13 protein-coding genes and 1 pseudogene are annotated in these 17,371 nt (G+C 71.2%); 9 read left to right on the top strand and 5 right to left on the bottom strand.

The window, feature by feature from the left end; genetic code table 11:
• Positions 1 to 6: 6 nt before the first annotated feature.
• Positions 7 to 930: a sulfite exporter TauE/SafE family protein gene (locus IF12_RS0120655; protein WP_051704687.1), complete on the bottom strand. Its 924-nt coding sequence runs from the start codon at positions 928 to 930 to the stop codon at positions 7 to 9.
• A gap of 361 nt (positions 931 to 1,291) precedes the next feature.
• Between IF12_RS0120655 and mdh the strand changes: the two genes are divergently transcribed.
• The 3 genes from mdh to IF12_RS0120640 all read left to right on the top strand — a co-directional run bounded on the left by mdh (position 1,292) and on the right by IF12_RS0120640 (position 4,372).
• Complete coding sequence (gene mdh / locus IF12_RS0120650) at positions 1,292 to 2,242, top strand: malate dehydrogenase (protein WP_030161863.1); 951 nt, start codon at positions 1,292 to 1,294, stop codon at positions 2,240 to 2,242.
• 105 nt (positions 2,243 to 2,347) lie between these two features.
• Entirely contained in the window at positions 2,348 to 3,094 is a 747-nt protein-coding gene (locus IF12_RS0120645) for a phosphatase PAP2 family protein (RefSeq protein ID WP_133884429.1), read from the top strand.
• A 36-nt stretch (positions 3,095 to 3,130) separates the two neighbouring features.
• Complete coding sequence (locus tag IF12_RS0120640) at positions 3,131 to 4,372, top strand: APC family permease (RefSeq protein WP_030161855.1); 1,242 nt, start codon at positions 3,131 to 3,133, stop codon at positions 4,370 to 4,372.
• A 115-nt stretch (positions 4,373 to 4,487) separates the two neighbouring features.
• Here IF12_RS0120640 and IF12_RS0120635 read toward each other — a convergent pair whose 3' ends face one another.
• Both IF12_RS0120635 and IF12_RS0120630 read right to left on the bottom strand, forming a co-directional pair.
• Positions 4,488 to 4,850 carry a DUF3263 domain-containing protein gene (locus IF12_RS0120635; protein WP_081913802.1) on the bottom strand — a complete coding sequence of 121 codons (363 nt, stop codon included), beginning with the start codon at positions 4,848 to 4,850 and terminating at the stop codon, positions 4,488 to 4,490.
• An 11-nt stretch (positions 4,851 to 4,861) separates the two neighbouring features.
• On the bottom strand, positions 4,862 to 5,647 hold the full coding sequence (locus IF12_RS0120630) for an HAD-IIA family hydrolase (RefSeq protein WP_030161852.1): 786 nt from the start codon (positions 5,645 to 5,647) through the stop codon (positions 4,862 to 4,864).
• Between the two features lie 151 nt (positions 5,648 to 5,798).
• On the opposite strand from IF12_RS0120630, the pseudogene IF12_RS0120625 reads away from it, so the two are divergent.
• Positions 5,799 to 6,386 (top strand): annotated as a pseudogene (locus IF12_RS0120625) (FABP family protein); the annotation flags it as partial.
• A 259-nt stretch (positions 6,387 to 6,645) separates the two neighbouring features.
• Here the strand turns inward: IF12_RS0120625 and IF12_RS0120620 are convergent.
• Positions 6,646 to 6,837 (bottom strand): type II toxin-antitoxin system HicA family toxin, encoded by a 192-nt coding sequence (locus IF12_RS0120620; protein ID WP_030161849.1) that lies wholly within the window; start codon positions 6,835 to 6,837, stop codon positions 6,646 to 6,648.
• 119 nt (positions 6,838 to 6,956) lie between these two features.
• A complete protein-coding gene (locus tag IF12_RS0120615; RefSeq protein ID WP_231492663.1) occupies positions 6,957 to 9,296 on the bottom strand; it encodes a DEAD/DEAH box helicase in 2,340 nt (779 codons plus the stop codon).
• 227 nt (positions 9,297 to 9,523) lie between these two features.
• On the opposite strand from IF12_RS0120615, the gene IF12_RS0120610 reads away from it, so the two are divergent.
• The 5 genes from IF12_RS0120610 (at position 9,524) to IF12_RS0120590 (ending at position 17,157) form a co-directional block, all read left to right on the top strand.
• On the top strand, positions 9,524 to 9,883 hold the full coding sequence (locus IF12_RS0120610) for an STAS domain-containing protein (RefSeq protein WP_051704685.1): 360 nt from the start codon (positions 9,524 to 9,526) through the stop codon (positions 9,881 to 9,883).
• Entirely contained in the window at positions 9,880 to 10,398 is a 519-nt protein-coding gene (locus tag IF12_RS0120605; protein ID WP_051704684.1) for an ATP-binding protein, read from the top strand. The genes IF12_RS0120610 and IF12_RS0120605 overlap by 4 nt, the downstream gene beginning before the upstream one ends.
• A 225-nt stretch (positions 10,399 to 10,623) precedes the next feature.
• A complete protein-coding gene (locus IF12_RS0120600) occupies positions 10,624 to 12,957 on the top strand; it encodes a sodium-translocating pyrophosphatase (protein ID WP_030161844.1) in 2,334 nt (777 codons plus the stop codon).
• A 153-nt stretch (positions 12,958 to 13,110) separates the two neighbouring features.
• Positions 13,111 to 15,867 (top strand): type I DNA topoisomerase, encoded by a 2,757-nt coding sequence (gene topA / locus IF12_RS0120595; protein WP_030161843.1) that lies wholly within the window; start codon positions 13,111 to 13,113, stop codon positions 15,865 to 15,867.
• A gap of 123 nt (positions 15,868 to 15,990) precedes the next feature.
• A complete protein-coding gene (locus IF12_RS0120590) occupies positions 15,991 to 17,157 on the top strand; it encodes a glycosyltransferase family 4 protein (protein WP_030161842.1) in 1,167 nt (388 codons plus the stop codon).
• Positions 17,158 to 17,371: the final 214 nt, after the last annotated feature.

The raw sequence follows: 17,371 nt of genomic DNA, 5'->3' as shown, positions 1-17,371 counted from the left end.
GCGAACCTACGCCTCGGCTTTGGCCGGCGCGGGATCGAACCGGTCCGGCTCGGCCTGGTTCGGCTCGGCCCCTGGAGCGGCTCGGCGTCTCGGCCCCACCAGTACCACCGCCCACACCGCCGCCAGCGCCAGGTACGCGCCCGTCACCGCCGGCCACGGCAGGCTGAAGTTCCCGAGGAAGGTCCGCAGGTTCAGCGCCACCACCAGCATCCCGATCGTCGAGCCCAGTTTCGCGGTCGGAATCCGGCGCGTCAGCCACGCCGCCAGCGGCGCGGCCGCCATCCCGCCGACCGCCATGCCCGCCACCAGCGGCCACAGCACCGTCAGCGTCTGCGGGGCCGCGAGCCAGAACCCGGCGACGGCCGCCGTCGAGGCGAACACCTGCGCCGTCGAGACCGATCCGACCACTTTGTACGGCTCCAGCCGGGAGGTCGTCAGCGTGATCGGCATCGTCACTGGGCCCCAGCCGCCCCCGCCGACCGCCGCGAGGAAGCCCCCGACCAGGCCCGTCGGCGCCGCGAATCCCGTCCGCACCGGCCCGGCGGGCGTGCCGCCTCCGGCGGCGAAGCGCCACACGATGGCCGCGCCGAGCGCCACGAGGATCGCGCTGGTGACCGGCGTGGCCGCGTCCAGGCGCGTCAGCGACATGAGCGCCCACGCGCCGGCGAAGCCGCCGACCGCTCCGGGGATGCCCAGGCGGAGCGTGGTGGGCCAGTGGACGTTCCGCAGCTTGGCGTGGGCGACGGCGCTGACGGTGCCGGTGGCGATCGTCGCCACGTTGACCGACGCCGAGGCCACGGCCGGTGCGATGCCCAGGCCCAGCAGGAACGTCATCGTGATGGTGCCGAAGCCCATGCCGAGGCTGCCGTCCACGAGCTGGGCGACGAAGCCCGCGGTGACGGCGGTGAGGATGGTGGTCGCGATCAGCACGCGCGGCTCCCTCGGATCTGGACGGCCCCCAAATACTCCACAAAGCCAGTAGGAGTTGTCAACGTGGGTCCACGTCTCGGGACGCCCGCATCGTCGCCCGAGGGCGCCACCCGCCTTTTCGGGAGGTCTCCGCCACCCGGTCAGGGGCCGGATGCGCCCTTCGAGACGAGAGTCATAGCGTGGACGAACAGACCTGGTTACGCTCGCGTTGCCGGTTCGCGGTCCCGAGGGCCTCACCGAGCGTGCGGCGCCGCGGACCTCACCGGGCGCGGCCCGCCATGCAGACCCTTGGCGCCAACCGCGCCAACAATTCCGGCTGCCTGCGCAGCACACGGGCAGCCTAAATGCAGAGGAGCATTCGATGGGTAAGAAGGTCACGGTCGTCGGCGCCGGTTTCTACGGCTCCACCACCGCCCAGCGCCTGGCCGAGTACGACATCTTCGACGAGGTCGTGCTCACCGACATCGTCGAGGGCAAGCCCGAGGGCATCGCCCTCGACATGAACCAGTCCCGCACCATCGAGGGCTTCGAGACCAAGGTCGTCGGCGCGACCACCGACGCCGACGGCGGCGGCTACGACAAGACCGCCGGGTCCGACGTCATCGTCATCACCGCGGGCCTCCCGCGCAAGCCCGGCATGAGCCGCATGGACCTCCTCGAGGTCAACGCCAAGATCGTTCGCGGCGTCACCGAGAACCTCGTCAAGCACTCCCCGAACGCCGTGATCATCGTCGTCTCCAACCCGCTCGACGAGATGACCGCGCTCGCGCAGCTCGCCTCCGGGTTCCCCAAGAACCGGGTCCTGGGCCAGGCCGGGATGCTCGACACCGCGCGCTTCACGAACTTCGTGGCCGAGGAGCTCCAGGTGCCGGTCGCCTCCGTCACGACCCTCACCCTCGGCTCGCACGGCGACACCATGGTGCCCGTGCCCAGCCAGTCCTCCGTCGACGGCAAGCCGCTGGCCGACCTCCTCCCCGCCGATAAGGTCGAGGAGCTGGTCACCAAGACCCGCAACGGCGGCGCCGAGATCGTGGCCCTCCTCAAGACCGGCTCGGCGTACTACGCCCCGTCGGCCGCCGCCGCCCGCATGGCCAAGGCCGTCGCCGAGGACTCCGGCGCCGTCCTGCCCGTGTGCGCCTGGGTCGACGGCGAGTACGGCATCTCCGGCGTCTACCTCGGCGTCAACGCCGAGATCGGCGCCGAAGGCGTCAAGAAGGTCGTCGAGACCCCCCTCACCGAGGGCGAGCTGGCGAACCTCAAGGAGGCCGCCGAGGCCGTCCGCGCCAAGCAGGCGGACGTCGCCGACCTGTAGACGGCGTTCCGGCGCCCGGTCGACCGCCCGCGTCCGCGGCGGAACGGCCGGGCGCCGCGCCATATCGGATTCAACCCGGACGCTTCAGTCGCTAGGCTTACGGCCGTGACCGTCGTAGGCCAGCGCGAACCCCGGGCGCCCCGGGGCCATTGGAGGCCCTTCGTCCCCAAGCGGCCCGGCTCGTGGGCGCTGGAGCTCGCCATGGCGTGCGGCCTGGTCCTGTGGACCGTCCCGCTGTTCTGGGTGAGCCCCTTGGTGCGCTTCGACATCGCGGTCCGCGACGCGGTCGACGCCCACCGGGGGCCGCTCGCCGAGCAGGTCGCGACCTTCACCAACATGCTCGGCCAGGGCGGCGCGCTCGGCTCGGTCGCGCTCGGCATCGCCGCGATCATCGCCTGGCGCCGCCGCGACGTCCGGCCCCTGCTGGCGTTCGTCACCACCTATTTCATGGCCGGGGCCGTGCTCCTGCTGAAGTACACGCTGCTGCGCGTCTACCCGCACTGGCCCGACATCGCCTCGCCCCCGTACGCCGACGCCGCGCAGGCGGTGCTGCTGACCTCGTTGGAGCCGGCCGGGGCGTATCCGTCCGGGCACGTGCTCAACTCGGTGGTCTGGTACGGCTTCATCGTCATCCTCGTCGGCCGGTCCTTCGGGGTCTGGCAGCGGCGACTGTTCCTGCTGCTGCCGCCGCTCATCGTCGGGTTCTCCACGACCTACCTGGGCTTCCACTGGTTCAGCGACACCCCCGCCGGACTGTTCATCGGCGTCCTCATCATCCGCGTCGTCAAACGAATACATTGGGACACAATGGAACTACCATTGTGGCTGGAGCCTGAGCGGCGGTATCGGTAGGCCAGGGCCCCAAGGCCCGCGCGGTATCTTCAAGGCATGCCCACTCCGCCGCGAGATCGGCCGCCCCTCCAGCGCCGCCTCGGCCTCCCCTCGGCGATCGCGATCGGACTCGCCTCCATGCTCGGCGCGGGCGTCTTCGTCGTCTGGGGCCCGGCCGCGCGCGCCGCGGGCTCGGGGCCCGCGATGCTGGCCGCCCTCGCGATCGCCGCCGTCATCGCCTACTGCAACGCCCGCTCCACCGCCCGCCTCGCCGCCCTGTACCCGCGGGCCGGCGGCGCCTACGTCTACGGCACCCGCCGCCTCCACCCGGCCGCCGGCTTCGCCGCGGGCTGGGCCTTCACGGTCGGCAAGACCGCCTCGGGCGCGGCGATGGCCCTGACGCTCGGCGCCTACCTCCTGCCCGGCCACCCCAGGGCGCTCGCGGCCGCCGCGGTCGTCGCCTTCTGCGCGATCAACCTCTTGGGCGTCAAGCGGACCGCTCTGGCCTCGGCGGTGTTCGCCGGGATCACGCTGCTGGTCCTCGGCGCGGTCGTCATCGCCGGGCTCACCGGCCCGGTGGCCGCCCAGCCGCTGGGCGACACGCACCCTTGGGGCACGCTGACCGCGGCCGGGTTCGTGTTCTTCGCGTTCGCCGGCTACGCGCGGGTCGCGACGCTCGGCGAGGAGGTCACCCGACCCGAGTGGACCATCCCGCGGGCCGTGGTGATCGCGCTCGGCGTCACGGTCGGGGTGTACGCGCTGGTCGCGGTGACCGCGCTGCGCGTCCTGGGGGCAGGGACCCTCGCCGAGTCGGCCGCGCCGCTGGCCGACCTCGCGGCGGCGGGCGCTCCGGCGCTGGGCCCGCTGGTCGCGATCGGCGCGGGGATCGCCGTCGCCGGGGTCCTGCTGAGCCTGCTGGCCGGGATCGGCCGGACGATGCTGGCGATGGCCCGCGACCGGCGCCTGCCGCGGTCGCTGACGGCCGTCTCGAAGCGCTTCGGGGTCCCTTGGGCCGCCGAGGTCGCCGCGAGCGCCCTCGTCCTGTTCCTGGTGTCCATGCTGGACTTGACGGAGGCGATCGGCCTGTCCGGCTTCTGCGTCCTGGTCTACTACGCGGTCGCCAACGCCTCGGCGCTGACGCTCGACCGCCGCGCCCCGCTGCCGTGGATCGGCCTCGCCGGGTGCCTCCTGGTGGCCGCGAGCCTGCCGCCGCCCTCGGTGCTCGGCGGCCTGGCGGTGCTCGCGGCCGGCGCGCTGTGGTTCGTCCTCACCGAACGCCGCCGCGGACCCGAGGTCTGAGAGGTCTGACGGTCGCAGTCCGACGCGTGCCGTCCGCGGCGTTGCGCCGCAACGACCCGCGGACCCGGCGCGCGTCCAGTTTATTGGCGGAGCGTGCTCGAACGCGCCGCGCGTCTTACCGCGCCGCGCGGCGCTCGTCTCGGGCCGCCCGGAGGCGCCGCACGACCGCCGGCTGCTGCGCGGCGGCCTCGGGATGGTCGATGAGCCGCGCCAGGTGCTGGTAGTACCGCTCCGGGGTGAGCTCCAGCTCGTCGCTGATCGCCTGCGTCTTCGCGCCGGTGGCCCGCCACCAGCGCGCCTCGAACGCCAGGACCCGCGACTCCAGCGCCGACAGCTTGCTCTCGGGGTCGCGGGGGCGCGGCCCCGCCTGCTTCGGCGGCACCTCCTGCGGTGTCCGCGAGGGCCGGGGCGCGGGGAGGCGCTCGTCCTCTCGGCGCGCGCGCGGTGCCGAAGCGGCGGGGCGGTGGACGGGGGCCATCGGGGGACTCCTTACTCGATCCAGTCGATCAGGTCCGCGACCGAGTCCTTGACGTGGTTCGGCCGGAAGGGGTAGCGCTCGACTTCCTCAATAGTGTCAGTGACCCCCGACAAGACCAGGACCGTCTCGAGCCCGGCTTCGAGCCCCGACAGCACGTCGGTGTCCATGCGGTCGCCGATCATCACCGTCGACTCCGAGTGGGCCCCGATGCGGCGCAACGCGTTGCGCATCATCAGCGGGTTCGGCTTGCCGGGGAAGTACGCCTCGGAACCGGTCGCCGCGGTGATCATCGCCGCAACCGCGCCGACGCCGAGCATGAGGCCCTCGGGGCTCGGCCCGGTCGTGTCGGGGTTGGTGCAGATCAGCCTCGAACCGGCCTTGACCAGACGCACCGCCGTGGTGAGCGCGCCGAAGTCGTAGCGGCGCGTCTCGCCGAGGACCACGTAGTCGGGGCGGTAATCGGTGAGCACGTAACCGATCTCGTGCAGCGCCGTGGTCAGGCCCGCCTCGCCGATGACGTACGCCGAGCCCTTGGGGCGCTGCGACTGGAGGAAGTCCGCGGTCGCCATCGCCGAGGTGTAGATCGACTCGACCGGGACGGCCAACCCCGAGTTCTTCAACCGCACATGCAGATCGCGCGGCGTGTAGATCGAGTTGTTGGTGAGCACGAGGAACCGCTTCCCCGCCGACTGCAACTTCTCGATGAGCTTGTTGGCGCCCGGAACGGGTACGCCCTCGTGGACGAGCACGCCGTCCATGTCCGAGAGCCAGCTGTCGAAGGGTCCTGGTGTAGTCATGAGCATTATCTTGCCATCGCTCGGAGAAAACGACGAGGTGCGGACGTAAAGTGGTGGCCGTGGAGACGGCATTGACGGCCGTGCTCGTCATCGCCGCAGGCGCCATGGCGGGCGCAATCGGCTACTGGACCATTCGAACCGCGAGGAGCAAATGAGCGAGCGCGAAGTACCGGCGGAGTTCGCCTCGACCTTCGAGAAGGTCGAGCCCTACCCGTTCGAGGAGACCGACGACCTGCGCAGCGGCCCGAACCTGCACGACGACCTGCTGCCGCTGCTGCCGCTGGTCGGGCGCTGGCGGGGCCGCGGCCAAGGCGGCTACCCCGGCACCGAGGACTTCCTGTACGCCCAAGAGCTCGGCTTCCTCCACGACGGACGCCCGTTCCTGCGCTACTACGCGCGCTCGTGGATCATCGACCCCGAGGGCGAAGCGGTGCGTCCCGCGGCGCAGGAGACCGGCTGGTGGCGCGTGGTCAAGGGCGAGGACCCCAAGCGCCCCGAGATCGAAGTGCTCCTCGCGCACCCCACCGGCGTCCTGGACCTGTACTACGGCCATGTGGACGGCACCCGGATCGAGATCGCCACCGACGCGGTGGTCCGCAGCCCCCAGGCCAAGGAGGTCACCGCCGGCAAGCGCCTCTACGGCCTGGTCGAAGGCGCCCTCATGTACGCCCAGGAGATGGCGGCCGAAGGCCAACCGATGAGCCCCCACCTCAGCGCCAGCCTCACCCGAATCGCCGGCTTACAGCGGTCGGCTCATTCAGGCGCAGGCCTTCGCGTGCCAGGCCTCGACGACCGAGTCGATGCCGCCGCCGCCGACTTCGGTGAGCGTGACTTCGACCGACTCGATCGGCGTGTCGAACATCGTGGCGATGAGGTCCCGGGCCATGTACTCGGCGTCGGACCAGTCTTCGCCTTGGGTCACGGCGCCTTTGAGGCTCGGCACCGCGACGACCCAACCGCTCTCGGGCGCGGCTTCGGCGATGGCGTGGTAGCGCATCTCAGGCCTCCTCTGCTTGGCGGATGATCGAACGGGCTGTGCCTTCCTTGATCTCGCGATGGCGCGGGAGGAACAGCGTCTGGCCGAGGATCCGGTACATGTCGTGACTGCCGCCGTGTCGGACGAACTCCAGCGTAGCGCCCTTGTCGTCGGCGATCTTCGTCAACTGTCTGAGCAATTCGCGTTGCTTCACCCATTCGAGGGTTCCGGAAGGCGTTCGAACACCGGCGCAGCGACACGCGTCCGGAATCCGAGAAAGCGCTGCGGCCCCTGATGATCGGCATCGCAGAGCGGGCGCGGCCGCCGGTGGGTTCAGAAGTCGCCGGGCCAGAGGTCTGCTTCTTTTTGTTCAGTCGGGGCCGCCTCTTGGATCGGGGCCTGGGCGTGGACTGTCGCCTTGACCGGGCCTTCTCCCGCTTTCAGGAGTCTGTCGAGGAGGGTCAGCGCGCCCCGCTTGCTCAAAGGTTCATTGCCGTTGCCGCACTTCGGGCTCTGGATGCAGCTCGGGCAGCCGAAGTGGCACTCGCAGCTTCCGATCGCCTCCCGCGTCGCCCCCAGCCACTCCCTCCACTTGCGGAACGCCTGCTCCGCGAAGCCCGCCCCGCCCGGGTGCCCGTCGTACACGAACACCGTCGGCAGCTCCGTGTCCATGTGCGCCGAGGTCGACAGCCCGCCGATGTCCCACCGATCGCACGTCGCGATCAACGGCAGCAGCCCGATCGAGGCGTGCTCGGCCGCGTGCAGCGACCCCGCCAGGTCCTTCAACCCGTCCAGCGACTCCGGCTCCACCGTCCACCACACCGCCACCGTCCGCAGCGTCTGCGGCGGCAGGTCGAGCGTCTGCGTGTCGATCACCTCGCCCGAGGGCAACCGCCTGCGCTGGTACGAGATCACGTTCGACGTCACCTCCACCTCGCCCAGGCACAGCGTCGCCTCGCCCATCTCCAGCCGCTCGCGCTCGGCGAGCACCTCCAGGTGCGTGATCTCCTGCGCCATCGTCGTCCACGGCGGCTTCGCCGCGTGCACCAGCGCCACCCCGTCGTCCAGGTCCAACTCGTCCACGATGAACGACTCGCCCTGGTGCAGGTACAGCGCTCCGGTGTGGACGAGCCGGTGCGAGGCCGCCGCGTCGATCGTGCCGATGAGCCGGCCCGTGCTCGTCTCCGCGATGTCCACGCCCATCGGCCCCGAACCGCGCAGCGCCACCTCCGGGCGCTCCGAACCGATCCAGTAGTAGCGCCCCCCGGGGCGCCTGCGCAGCAGCTTCTGCTCGCACAACTGCTCGGCGACCTCCCGGCTCCCCGGGATCGCCTCCAGGTCCGCCTCCCGCAGCGGCAGCTCCTCGGCCGCCAGGCACAGGTGCCCGGCCAGCACGTACGGGTTCGACGGGTCGCACACGCTCGCCTCCACCGGCCGGTCGAAGATCGCCTCCGGGTGGTGCACCAGGAACGTGTCCAGCGGATCGTCCTTCGCCAGCATCACCGCCAGCGCCTCGGTGTCCCCCCGACCCGCCCGGCCGATCTGCTGCCAGAACGAGGCCAGCCGCCCCGGATACCCGCACAGCAGCACCGCGTCCAGGCCCGTCACGTCGATGCCCAGCTCCAGCGCGTTCGTCGTCGCCACGCCCAGCAGCCTGCCCTCGCGCAGGTCCGCCTCCAGGTCGCGGCGGTGCTCGCGCAGGTACCCCGCCCGGTACGCCGCGATCCGGCCCGAGGCCGGGTCCGCGCCCAGGCGCGACTTCGCCTCGGCCGCGACGATCTCGGCCCCGCGCCGCGAGGGCACGAACGCGAGCGTCCGCACGCCGCGGCGCACCAGCTGCGCCAGCATCCGCGCGGTCTCGCTCAAAGTGGACGCCTGCTGCGGTTCGCCGTCGATCTCGTACGTGACCGGCTCCCACAGTGCCACCGTGGCCCCCGGCGACGGCGAGGCGTCCTCGGTGACCGCGGCCGCCGGCCGTCCGGTGAGGACCGATAGCGAAGCGGCCGGGTCGGCCGCGGTGGCGCTGGCGGCGATCACCGTCGGGTTCGCGCCGTAGTGCTCGGCCAGCCGCAGGAGCCGGCGCAGCGTCAAGGCGACGTGGGCGCCGAAGACCCCGCGGTAGACGTGGCACTCGTCGACGACGACGTACTTCAGGTTCTTGAGCAGGGACCGCCACATGCGGTGGCGGGGGAGCAGCGAGTGGTGGAGCAGGTCCGGGTTCGACAGGACCAGGTTCGCGAACCGCTGGGCCCACTGGCGGTGCTCGAACGGCGTGTCGCCGTCCACGATCGCCGGGATCAGCCCCGGGACGGCGAACTCGCCCACCGCGCGGGCCTGGTCGGCCGCGAGGGCCTTCGTGGGCGCCAGGTACAGCGTGCGGCCCTCGCCCTCGGCGGACGCCTCGGTGAGCAGCGGCAGCAGGTACGCCAGGCTCTTGCCCGAGGCGGTGCCGGTCGCCACGACCACGTCGCGGCCCTCGAACGCGTGCGTCGCCGCCTCGGCCTGGTGCGGCCACGGCCGCGTGATCCCGGTGCCGGCCAGGGCGTCCCGCACCTCCGGCGGGACCCATTCGGGCCATTCGCACCGCACGGACCGCCGCGGCGGCAGGCGGCGCAGGTGGCGCAGGCCTTCGGCGTCGAGCGCGTCGATGAGCTGTTCGGTCGGGACGGACACGCCTCCAATGATGCCGCAGGCCCCCGACATCGCGATCACGCCGAGCGCGGCGCCCGTCGCGCTGCGGTCATACGCTCCCGGCTCCGGCCCACCGGGAACGCAGTACGCTTATGGGCCAAGACACAGTGTTCTCGCGGCGCGAGCGGACAGGCCCGGGCCGATCCGCGGCGCGCAGCCCGAAGGCGCCGCCTGCGAGCCGCGAGTCCGAGGAGCCCGAGGGAGACGGCGTGAGAGGAACGGCAGGCGACGGCGCGGCCGAGCCCGAACTGGGGCTCGGTCTCTCCACGGTCGGTGAGTACGCGGTCATCAGCGTCACCGGCGAGATCGACATGTACACCGCTCCGCAACTGCGCGAGGCCGTCCGCCAGCTCTCCTCCGAGGGCCGCATGCGCGTCGCGATCGACCTCACTCCCACCGAGTTCTGCGACTCGACCGGTCTGGGCGTGCTCATCGGCGCCCGCAGGCGCCTGTCGGACGCCGGCGGCAGCCTCGTCGTCGTGTGCGGGAACCCGCGCATCCGCAAGCTTTTGGACCTGACCGGACTCGACAAGGTGCTCGATGTCCGGGAAGCGGTGCCCGGCGAGTGAACGGCTCCAAGCACGACCGCGCCGGGGGACGGGCCGAACCGGTGACCGTCCGGTTCGCGTTCACCCCCGCCGCCGCGTACGTCCGCGCCGCCCGCCTCGTGGCCGCCGACGTGGCCGCGCACGCCGGCGTCGCCACCGGACTGCTCGACGAGGTGCGCCAAGCGGTCGGCGAGGCGTGCACGCGCGCGGTCCTGCGGCACAGAGACCGCGGACTCGAGGACCTAGTGCGCGTAGAATTTTCGATCGGTGATCGTTTCGTTGCAAAAATCACCGACAACGCGCAGGATCTGCGCGCACGCCCGAACGGCCGAGTCGGCGCCGCCGTGCCGGGCGGCGATGCGCGAGCGAGCGATCACGACACCATCGAAGAGGACACCCTCTCCGAGGAGATCACCCTCATCGTCCTCGGCGGCCTGGTCGAAGACCTGGTCGTGACCGGTCCCGACGCCGACGGCGGCACCACCGTCAGCATGAGCTGGCCCCTGCCCGGATCCGGCTCCTCGACCGACCACTGAGTCCCAGCACACCCCCGGCGAGACGCGTGAGCGACCCCACTCCCAAAGCCCTCACATCGTTACACTCCGCTCGTTATGTCAGCCGCGTCGTGGACGCGGCACGGCCGCACCGTCCCGCCCGTCCTCGTCCCCCACCGGTGATCGAACGACTCGGACGCGCGTCGCCAGCCGTCCGTCCCGGGCACGGCGACGCATGCGAGCCATAAATCGCTATGGAGGAACCACATGCATACGTTGCTCGCCAACGGCGACGAGGGCGTAGGCCAGCTGACGGGCTCGAACCTGAGCCTCGTCGTGCTCGCCGCCGCGCTCGCGCTGGTAGCGCTCGGAGGCGCCGCCGCGCTCGTCAAGAGCATCCTCGCGGCAGGCACCGGCACCGAGAAGATGCGCGAGATCGCCGGAGCCGTCCAGGAAGGCGCCTCCGCCTACCTGCGACGCCAGTTCCGCGCACTCGGGATCTTCGTCGTCATCGCCGTGGTCCTGCTCTTCCTGCTGCCGGTCGGAGAAGCCGGCAACGACGTCCGCATCGGACGCAGCCTCTTCTTCATCGTCGGCGCCGGATTCAGCGCCTTCATCGGCTGGGCGGGCATGAGCCTCGCCACCCGCGCGAACGTGCGCGTCGCCGCCGCCGCCCGCGACGGCGAATCGACCAACGCCATGCACCTGGCCTTCCGCACCGGCGGCGTGGTCGGCTTCCTCACCGTCGGCCTCGGCCTGCTCGGCGCCGCCATCGTCGTCTTCGTCTACAACGGCGACGCCCCGATCGTCCTGGAGGGCTTCGGCTTCGGCGCCGCCCTCCTCGCGATGTTCATGCGCGTCGGCGGCGGCATCTTCACCAAGGCCGCCGACGTCGGCGCCGACCTCGTCGGCAAGGTCGAGCAGGGCATCCCCGAGGACGACCCGCGCAACCCGGCGACCATCGCCGACAACGTGGGCGACAACGTCGGCGACTGCGCCGGCATGGCCGCCGACCTCTTCGAGTCCTACGCGGTCGTCCTGGTCGCCAGCCTCATCCTCGGCCGCGCCGCCTTCGGCGACTCCGGCCTGGTCCTGCCCCTGATCGTCGCCTCCGTCGGCATCGTCTGTGCCATCATCGGCGTCATCATCACCCGCCTGCGGGCCTCCGACGCCTCCGGCCTCACCGCGATCAACCGCGCCTTCTACATCTCGGCGGTCATCGCCGCGGGACTCGCGGCGGCGGCGATCTTCGCGTACGTGCCCTCGACCTGGACCGAACTCGGTGGCAGCATCGACCCGGCCGACCTCGCCCAGATCCCGGTCAACCCGCAGGTGCTCGCCATCGTCGCCGTCTGCATCGGCATCGCGCTCGCCGCGGCGATCATGACGCTCACCGGCTACTACACCGACACCCGCTACAAGCCGACGAAGGCCGTGTCGGCCTCCACGCGCACCGGCGCGGCCACGAACATCCTCTCGGGCTTCTCGCTCGGCCTGGAGTCGGCCGTCTACACCGCGCTCATCATCGCCGGCGCGGTCCTGGGCGCCTACCTCCTCGGCGGCGGGGTCATCCTCGCGAGCCTGTTCGCCATCGCGCTGGCCGGCTGCGGCCTGCTGACCACCGTCGGCGTCATCGTCGCCATGGACACCTTCGGGCCCATCAGCGACAACGCCCAGGGCATCGCGGAGATGTCCGGCGACGTCGAGGGCGACGCGGCGCGCACGCTCACCGACCTCGACGCGGTCGGCAACACCACCAAGGCCATCACCAAGGGCATCGCGATCGCGACCGCGGTCCTGGCCGCGACGGCCCTGTTCGGCGCCTACACCGACGCGGTCGGCAAGGGCGAGGACGGCCTGGCCGGCACCGCCCTGTTCGAGGCCCTGAGCCTGGCCGACCCGAAGAACATCGTGGGCTTCATCATCGGCGCCGCCGTGGTCTTCCTGTTCTCCGGCCTGGCGATCAACGCCGTCGCCCGCTCCGCGGGCGCGGTCGTCAACGAGGTCCGCGACCAGTTCGCGCGCTTCCCCGGGATCATGGAGGGCACCCAGCGCCCCGAGTACGGCCGCGTGGTCGACATCTGCACCCGCGACGCCCAGCGCGAGCTGATCACCCCGGGCCTGCTGGCCATCACCGCCCCGATCGCGGTCGGCTTCGGCCTCGGCGTCGGGCCGCTCGCCGCCTACCTCGCCGGCGCGATCGCCTGCGGCGTGCTCATGGCGGTCATGCTGTCGAACTCCGGCGGCGCCTGGGACAACGCGAAGAAGGACATCGAGGACGGCGCGCACGGCGGCAAGGGCTCCGAGGCCCACGCCGCGGCCGTCATCGGCGACACCGTCGGCGACCCGTTCAAGGACACCGCCGGTCCCGCGATCAACCCGCTGCTCAAGGTCATGAACCTCGTGAGCCTCATCATCGCCCCGGCGGTGGTGGTCTTCACCCTCGGCGACCAGTCCTCCGGACCGGTCCGCTGGCTCATCACCGGCGGCGCCGTGGTCGTCTTGATCGGCGCGATCGTCATCTCCAAGCGCCGGTCCTCGGTGGTGGAGGCGGGGGAATCCCGCGCCCCGGAGCCGCGTGAGTCGGTCGAGGTCGGCTAGGTCCGGGGCTCCGCGAGCCCTTCGGGGAAGGCGTTGAAATCACGCCGGTCCCCGCGTGTGCCCCGGTCGCTGCGACCGGGGCACACGCATACTCAGGGGACGCAGTGCGGAAGCGTGAGCTAACGTAACGAATCCAGTCCATTTTCCGAGCGAATGGTGGGAGCAGTGGCCGATCTCAAGCGCCTGGTCATCGTCGAGTCACCGGCGAAGGCCAAGACGATCGCCGCATACCTGGGCCCGAACTACATCGTCGACTCCTCCCTCGGGCACATCCGGGACCTGCCGCGCAGCGCCAAGGAGATCCCGGCCAAGTACAAGGACAAGGCCTGGTCGCGGCTCGGCGTGGACGTCGACAACGACTTCACGCCGCTGTACATCGTCAACCCCGAGCGCTCGGCCCACGTCAAGAAGCTCAAGGGCTACCTCGCGGAAGTCGACGAACTCTTCCTCGCCACCGATGAGGACCGCGAAGGCGAGGCCATCGCCTGGCACCTGCTGGAGACCCTCAAACCCAAGATCCCGGTCAAGCGCATGGTCTTCCACGAGATCACCCCCGCCGCGATCGCCGAGGCCGCCGCGAACCCGCGCGAACTCAACCAGGACCTCGTCGACGCCCAGGAGGCCCGCCGCATCCTCGACCGCCTCTACGGCTACGAGGTCAGCCCGGTCCTGTGGAAGAAAGTGATGCCCCGCCTGTCGGCCGGGCGCGTCCAGTCGGTCGCCACCCGCATCGTCGTCGAGCGCGAGCGGGCCCGCATGGCCTTCCACGCCGCCGACTACTGGGACGTCACCGCCAACCTCGCCACCGACGAGGACCAGCGGTTCAAGTCCACCCTCATCGCCCTCGACGGCGACCGCGTCGCCACCGGCAAGGACTTCGACGCCGCCACCGGCCGCGTCAAGGGCAACGTCGTCCACCTCGACGAGGCCGGCGCCCGCGGCCTGGCCCGGCGCCTGGAAGGGCGCGACTTCACCGTCCTCAAGGTCGAGAAGAAGCCCTACCGCCGCCGTCCCTACCCGCCGTTCATCACCTCGACCCTCCAGCAGGAGGGCGGACGCAAGCTCCGCCTCTCCAGCGCCCAGGTCATGCGGGTCGCCCAGCGGCTCTACGAGAACGGCCACATCACCTATATGCGGACCGACTCGACGAACCTGTCGGCCACCGCGATCAACGCCGCGCGCGCCCAGGCCGCCGAGCTCTACGGCGCCCAGTACGTGCCCTCCGAGCCGCGCCACTACGCCCGCAAGGTCAAGAACGCGCAGGAGGCCCACGAGGCCATCCGCCCCGCCGGGGACCGCTTCAAGACCCCCGCGCAGCTCAAAGGCCAGCTCTCGGCCGAGGAGTACCGGCTCTACGAGCTCATCTGGCGCCGCACCCTCGCCTCGCAGATGGTCGACGCCACCGGCAACTCCACTTCGGTGCGCACCCGCGGCACCACCGCCGACGGCGAGCAGGCCGACTTCGGCGCCTCCGGCAAGACCATCACCAACCCCGGTTTCCTCCTCGCCTACGTCGAGTCCATCGACGACGGCGACGCCGACGACGCCGAGAAGCGCCTGCCCGAACTCGCCGAGCGCCAGCACCTCGCCGAGCGCGGCCTCGAAGCCGCCGGGCACACCACCCAGCCGCCCGCCCGCTACACCGAGGCGAGCCTCGTCAAGGCCCTCGAGGAGCGCGGCATCGGCCGCCCCTCGACCTACGCCTCGATCATGCAGACCGTCCAGGACCGCGGCTACGTCTTCAAGAAGGGCCAGGCGCTCGTCCCGTCCTTCCTGGCCTTCGCCGTGATCGGCCTCATGGAGCAGCACTTCCCGCGCCTGGTCGACTACGACTTCACCGCCGGCATGGAGAACGAGCTCGACGAGGTCGCCGCCGGCCAGGAGGGCCGCGCGACGTTCCTGCGCGCCTTCTACTTCGGCGGCGAGGACAAAGAGGGCACCGTGGCCGCCTCCGGCGGGCTGCGCAACCTCGTCGAGCAGGAACTGGGCAAGATCGACGCCCGCGGGGTCAACTCGATCCCGCTGTACACCGACGAGAAGGACCGCAAGATCGTCGTCCGCGTCGGCAAGTACGGCCCCTACCTCGAACGCACCAGCCCGGCCCAGGCCGAGGCCGGCGAGCCCGGCGAGCGCACCTCCGTCCCCGAGCACCTCGCCCCCGACGAGCTGACCCCCGCCAAGGTCGAGGAGCTCTACGAGCTCGGCTCCGGCGAGGGCGAACTCGGCGTCCACCCCGAGACCGGTGAGCCCGTGCTCGCCAAGTCCGGCCGCTACGGCCCCTACGTCACCAGCGGCGAGAAGTCCGCCTCCCTGCTGACCGGCCAGAAGCTCTCCGAACTCACCCTCGACGACGCCCTGCGGCTCCTGACGCTCCCGCGCCTGGTCGGCACCGACGCCGAAGGCGAGGAGATCCGCACCGCCCTCGGCCCGCACGGCCCCTACGTCAAGAAGAAGCGCGAGTTCCGCTCCCTCGACAGCGAGGAGCAGCTGTTCACGCTGACCCTCGAAGAGGCCGAGAAGCTCCTCGCGCAGCCGAAGTCGCGCGGGCGCCAGCAGCGCCCGCAGTCCCTGCTGAAGGAACTGGGCCCCGACCCGGTCACCGGCAAGGAGGTCACGCTCAAGGACGGCCGCTTCGGGCCCTACGTGACCGACGGCGAGACCAACGCCTCGATCCGCAAGACCGACTCGATCGAGGACCTCACCATCGACCGCGCGGCCGAGCTCCTCGCCGAACGCCGCGAGAAGGTCGCCTCCGGCGTGGTCCCGGCCAAGAAGACCGCGAAGAAGGCCGCCAAGAAGACCGCCGCCAAGAAAGCGGTGAAGAAGACCGCCGCGAAGAAGACGGCCGCCAAGAAGACCACCGCGAAGAAGACCACCGCGAAGAAGGCCGCCAAGAAGTCCGCTTCCTGACCCGTTCGGGCGCGCGTGGCCTGCCGTGGATCGGGCCCCGGGCGACCTATCGTGGCCGAGTGCCCCGCTTCGGGGCCGACGGCGGTCGCAGCGACGCGCCGCAGCGAGAATGGAATCCACACCGTGCGCATCACGTTCCTCGTCCGCACCGTCTGGGGCATCGGCGGGACCATCCGGACCACGATCAACACCGCCGAGGCCCTCGCCGAACGGGGCCACGACGTCCGGATCGTGTCGTGTGTGCGCAACAAGGCCGCCCCCGACTTCCCGATCGACCCGCGCGTCACCGTCACGAGCCTGTGGGACGTCCGGAGCCCCGCCGACGGCGGTGAGTCCCTCTCCTTCGCCGACGCCTACCGGGCCCGGCGGCCCTCCTACCTCGACGCGGACGGGGTCAACAACATGAAGGAGTCCTCGCGCCTGCTCGACCGGCGCGTCAAGCGCTTCTTCGAGCAGGTCGAGACCGACGTCCTCGTCACCACGCAGGTGACGCTCAACCTCTACGCCGCCGAGTACGCCCGCCCCGGCACGATCGTGGTCGGCCAGGAGCACCTCTTCCTCGACAACTACCGCCCCCAGGTGCGCCGCCGCATCCTCGACGCATACGGGCGCCTCGCCGCGATCGTCACCATCACCGAGGCCGACGCCCGCGCCTACCGCGAGGCCCTCGGCGCTCAGGCCGACCTCGTCACCGTCATCCCGAACTCCGTGCCCGCCAACACCTGCGGCCCTTCACCGCTGACCGAGCCGGTCATCATGGCCGCCGGGCGACTCACGAGCATGAAGGGCTTCAACCTCCTCGTCGAGGCCTTCGGCGAGATCGCCCACCGGTACCCGGACTGGTCGGTGCGCATCTACGGGCGCGGCCCCGAGCGCAAGCGCCTCCAGCGGCTCGTCGGCGAGTACGGCCTGCGCGGCCGCATCAAGCTCATGGGGCCCGTCTCGCCCCTCGACCAGGCCTGGCACGAGGCCTCCATCGCGGCCGTCACCTCGCACTACGAGTCGTTCGGCCTCATCCTCGTCGAAGCGATGGCCGCCGGGATGCCCGTGGTCTCCACCGCCGTCAAGCAGGGCCCGATCGAACTGGTCGACCACGAGGTCAACGGCCTGCTCGTCGCCTCCAAGAACGTCGAGCAGCTCTCGGCGGCCCTGGAGCGGCTCATGGACGACCCGGCGCTGCGGCGCAAGCTCGCCGACGGCGGCCGGGCCACCGCCCGCGCCTACGAGCCGGACCAGGTCGTTCTCCGGCACGAGCGGCTCTTCGAGCGACTCGTCGGAAACCGGCGATGACCGACCATGGGCAGTCATTTCGGTCGATATGTCCTCCCGCCTCGGCCCGAGCGCCGCGACCTGCGAGGATGAGGGGACCGGAGTGATCCACGATGCAGCGAAGGCGGCGGTTCCCGTGTCCACGAATATTGTCATTTTGGCGGCTGGTGTCGGTTCGCGGTTGGGGCGGCCGCATCCGAAGCCGTTGACGCCGTTGAGTACTGGTGAGACGATT

It is taken from the genome of Glycomyces sp. NRRL B-16210 (assembly GCF_000719515.1).
Taxonomy (GTDB): Bacteria; Actinomycetota; Actinomycetes; order Mycobacteriales; family Micromonosporaceae; genus Glycomyces.
Note: the sequence above shows the minus strand (reverse complement) of the source record. Positions and strands in the feature narration are given on the sequence as shown.

Excerpts from the sequence above, each read along its gene's own strand:
- mdh (WP_030161863.1), top strand. The coding sequence starts at position 1,292 with ATGGGTAAGAAGGTCACGGTCGTCGGCGCCGGTTTCTACGGCTCCACC.
- IF12_RS0120630 (WP_030161852.1), bottom strand. The coding sequence starts at position 5,647 with ATGACTACACCAGGACCCTTCGACAGCTGGCTCTCGGACATGGACGGC.
- topA (WP_030161843.1), top strand. The coding sequence starts at position 13,111 with ATGGTGGGAGCAGTGGCCGATCTCAAGCGCCTGGTCATCGTCGAGTCA.
- IF12_RS0120640 (WP_030161855.1), top strand. The coding sequence starts at position 3,131 with ATGCCCACTCCGCCGCGAGATCGGCCGCCCCTCCAGCGCCGCCTCGGC.
- IF12_RS0120635 (WP_081913802.1), bottom strand. The coding sequence starts at position 4,850 with ATGGCCCCCGTCCACCGCCCCGCCGCTTCGGCACCGCGCGCGCGCCGA.
- IF12_RS0120600 (WP_030161844.1), top strand. The coding sequence starts at position 10,624 with ATGCATACGTTGCTCGCCAACGGCGACGAGGGCGTAGGCCAGCTGACG.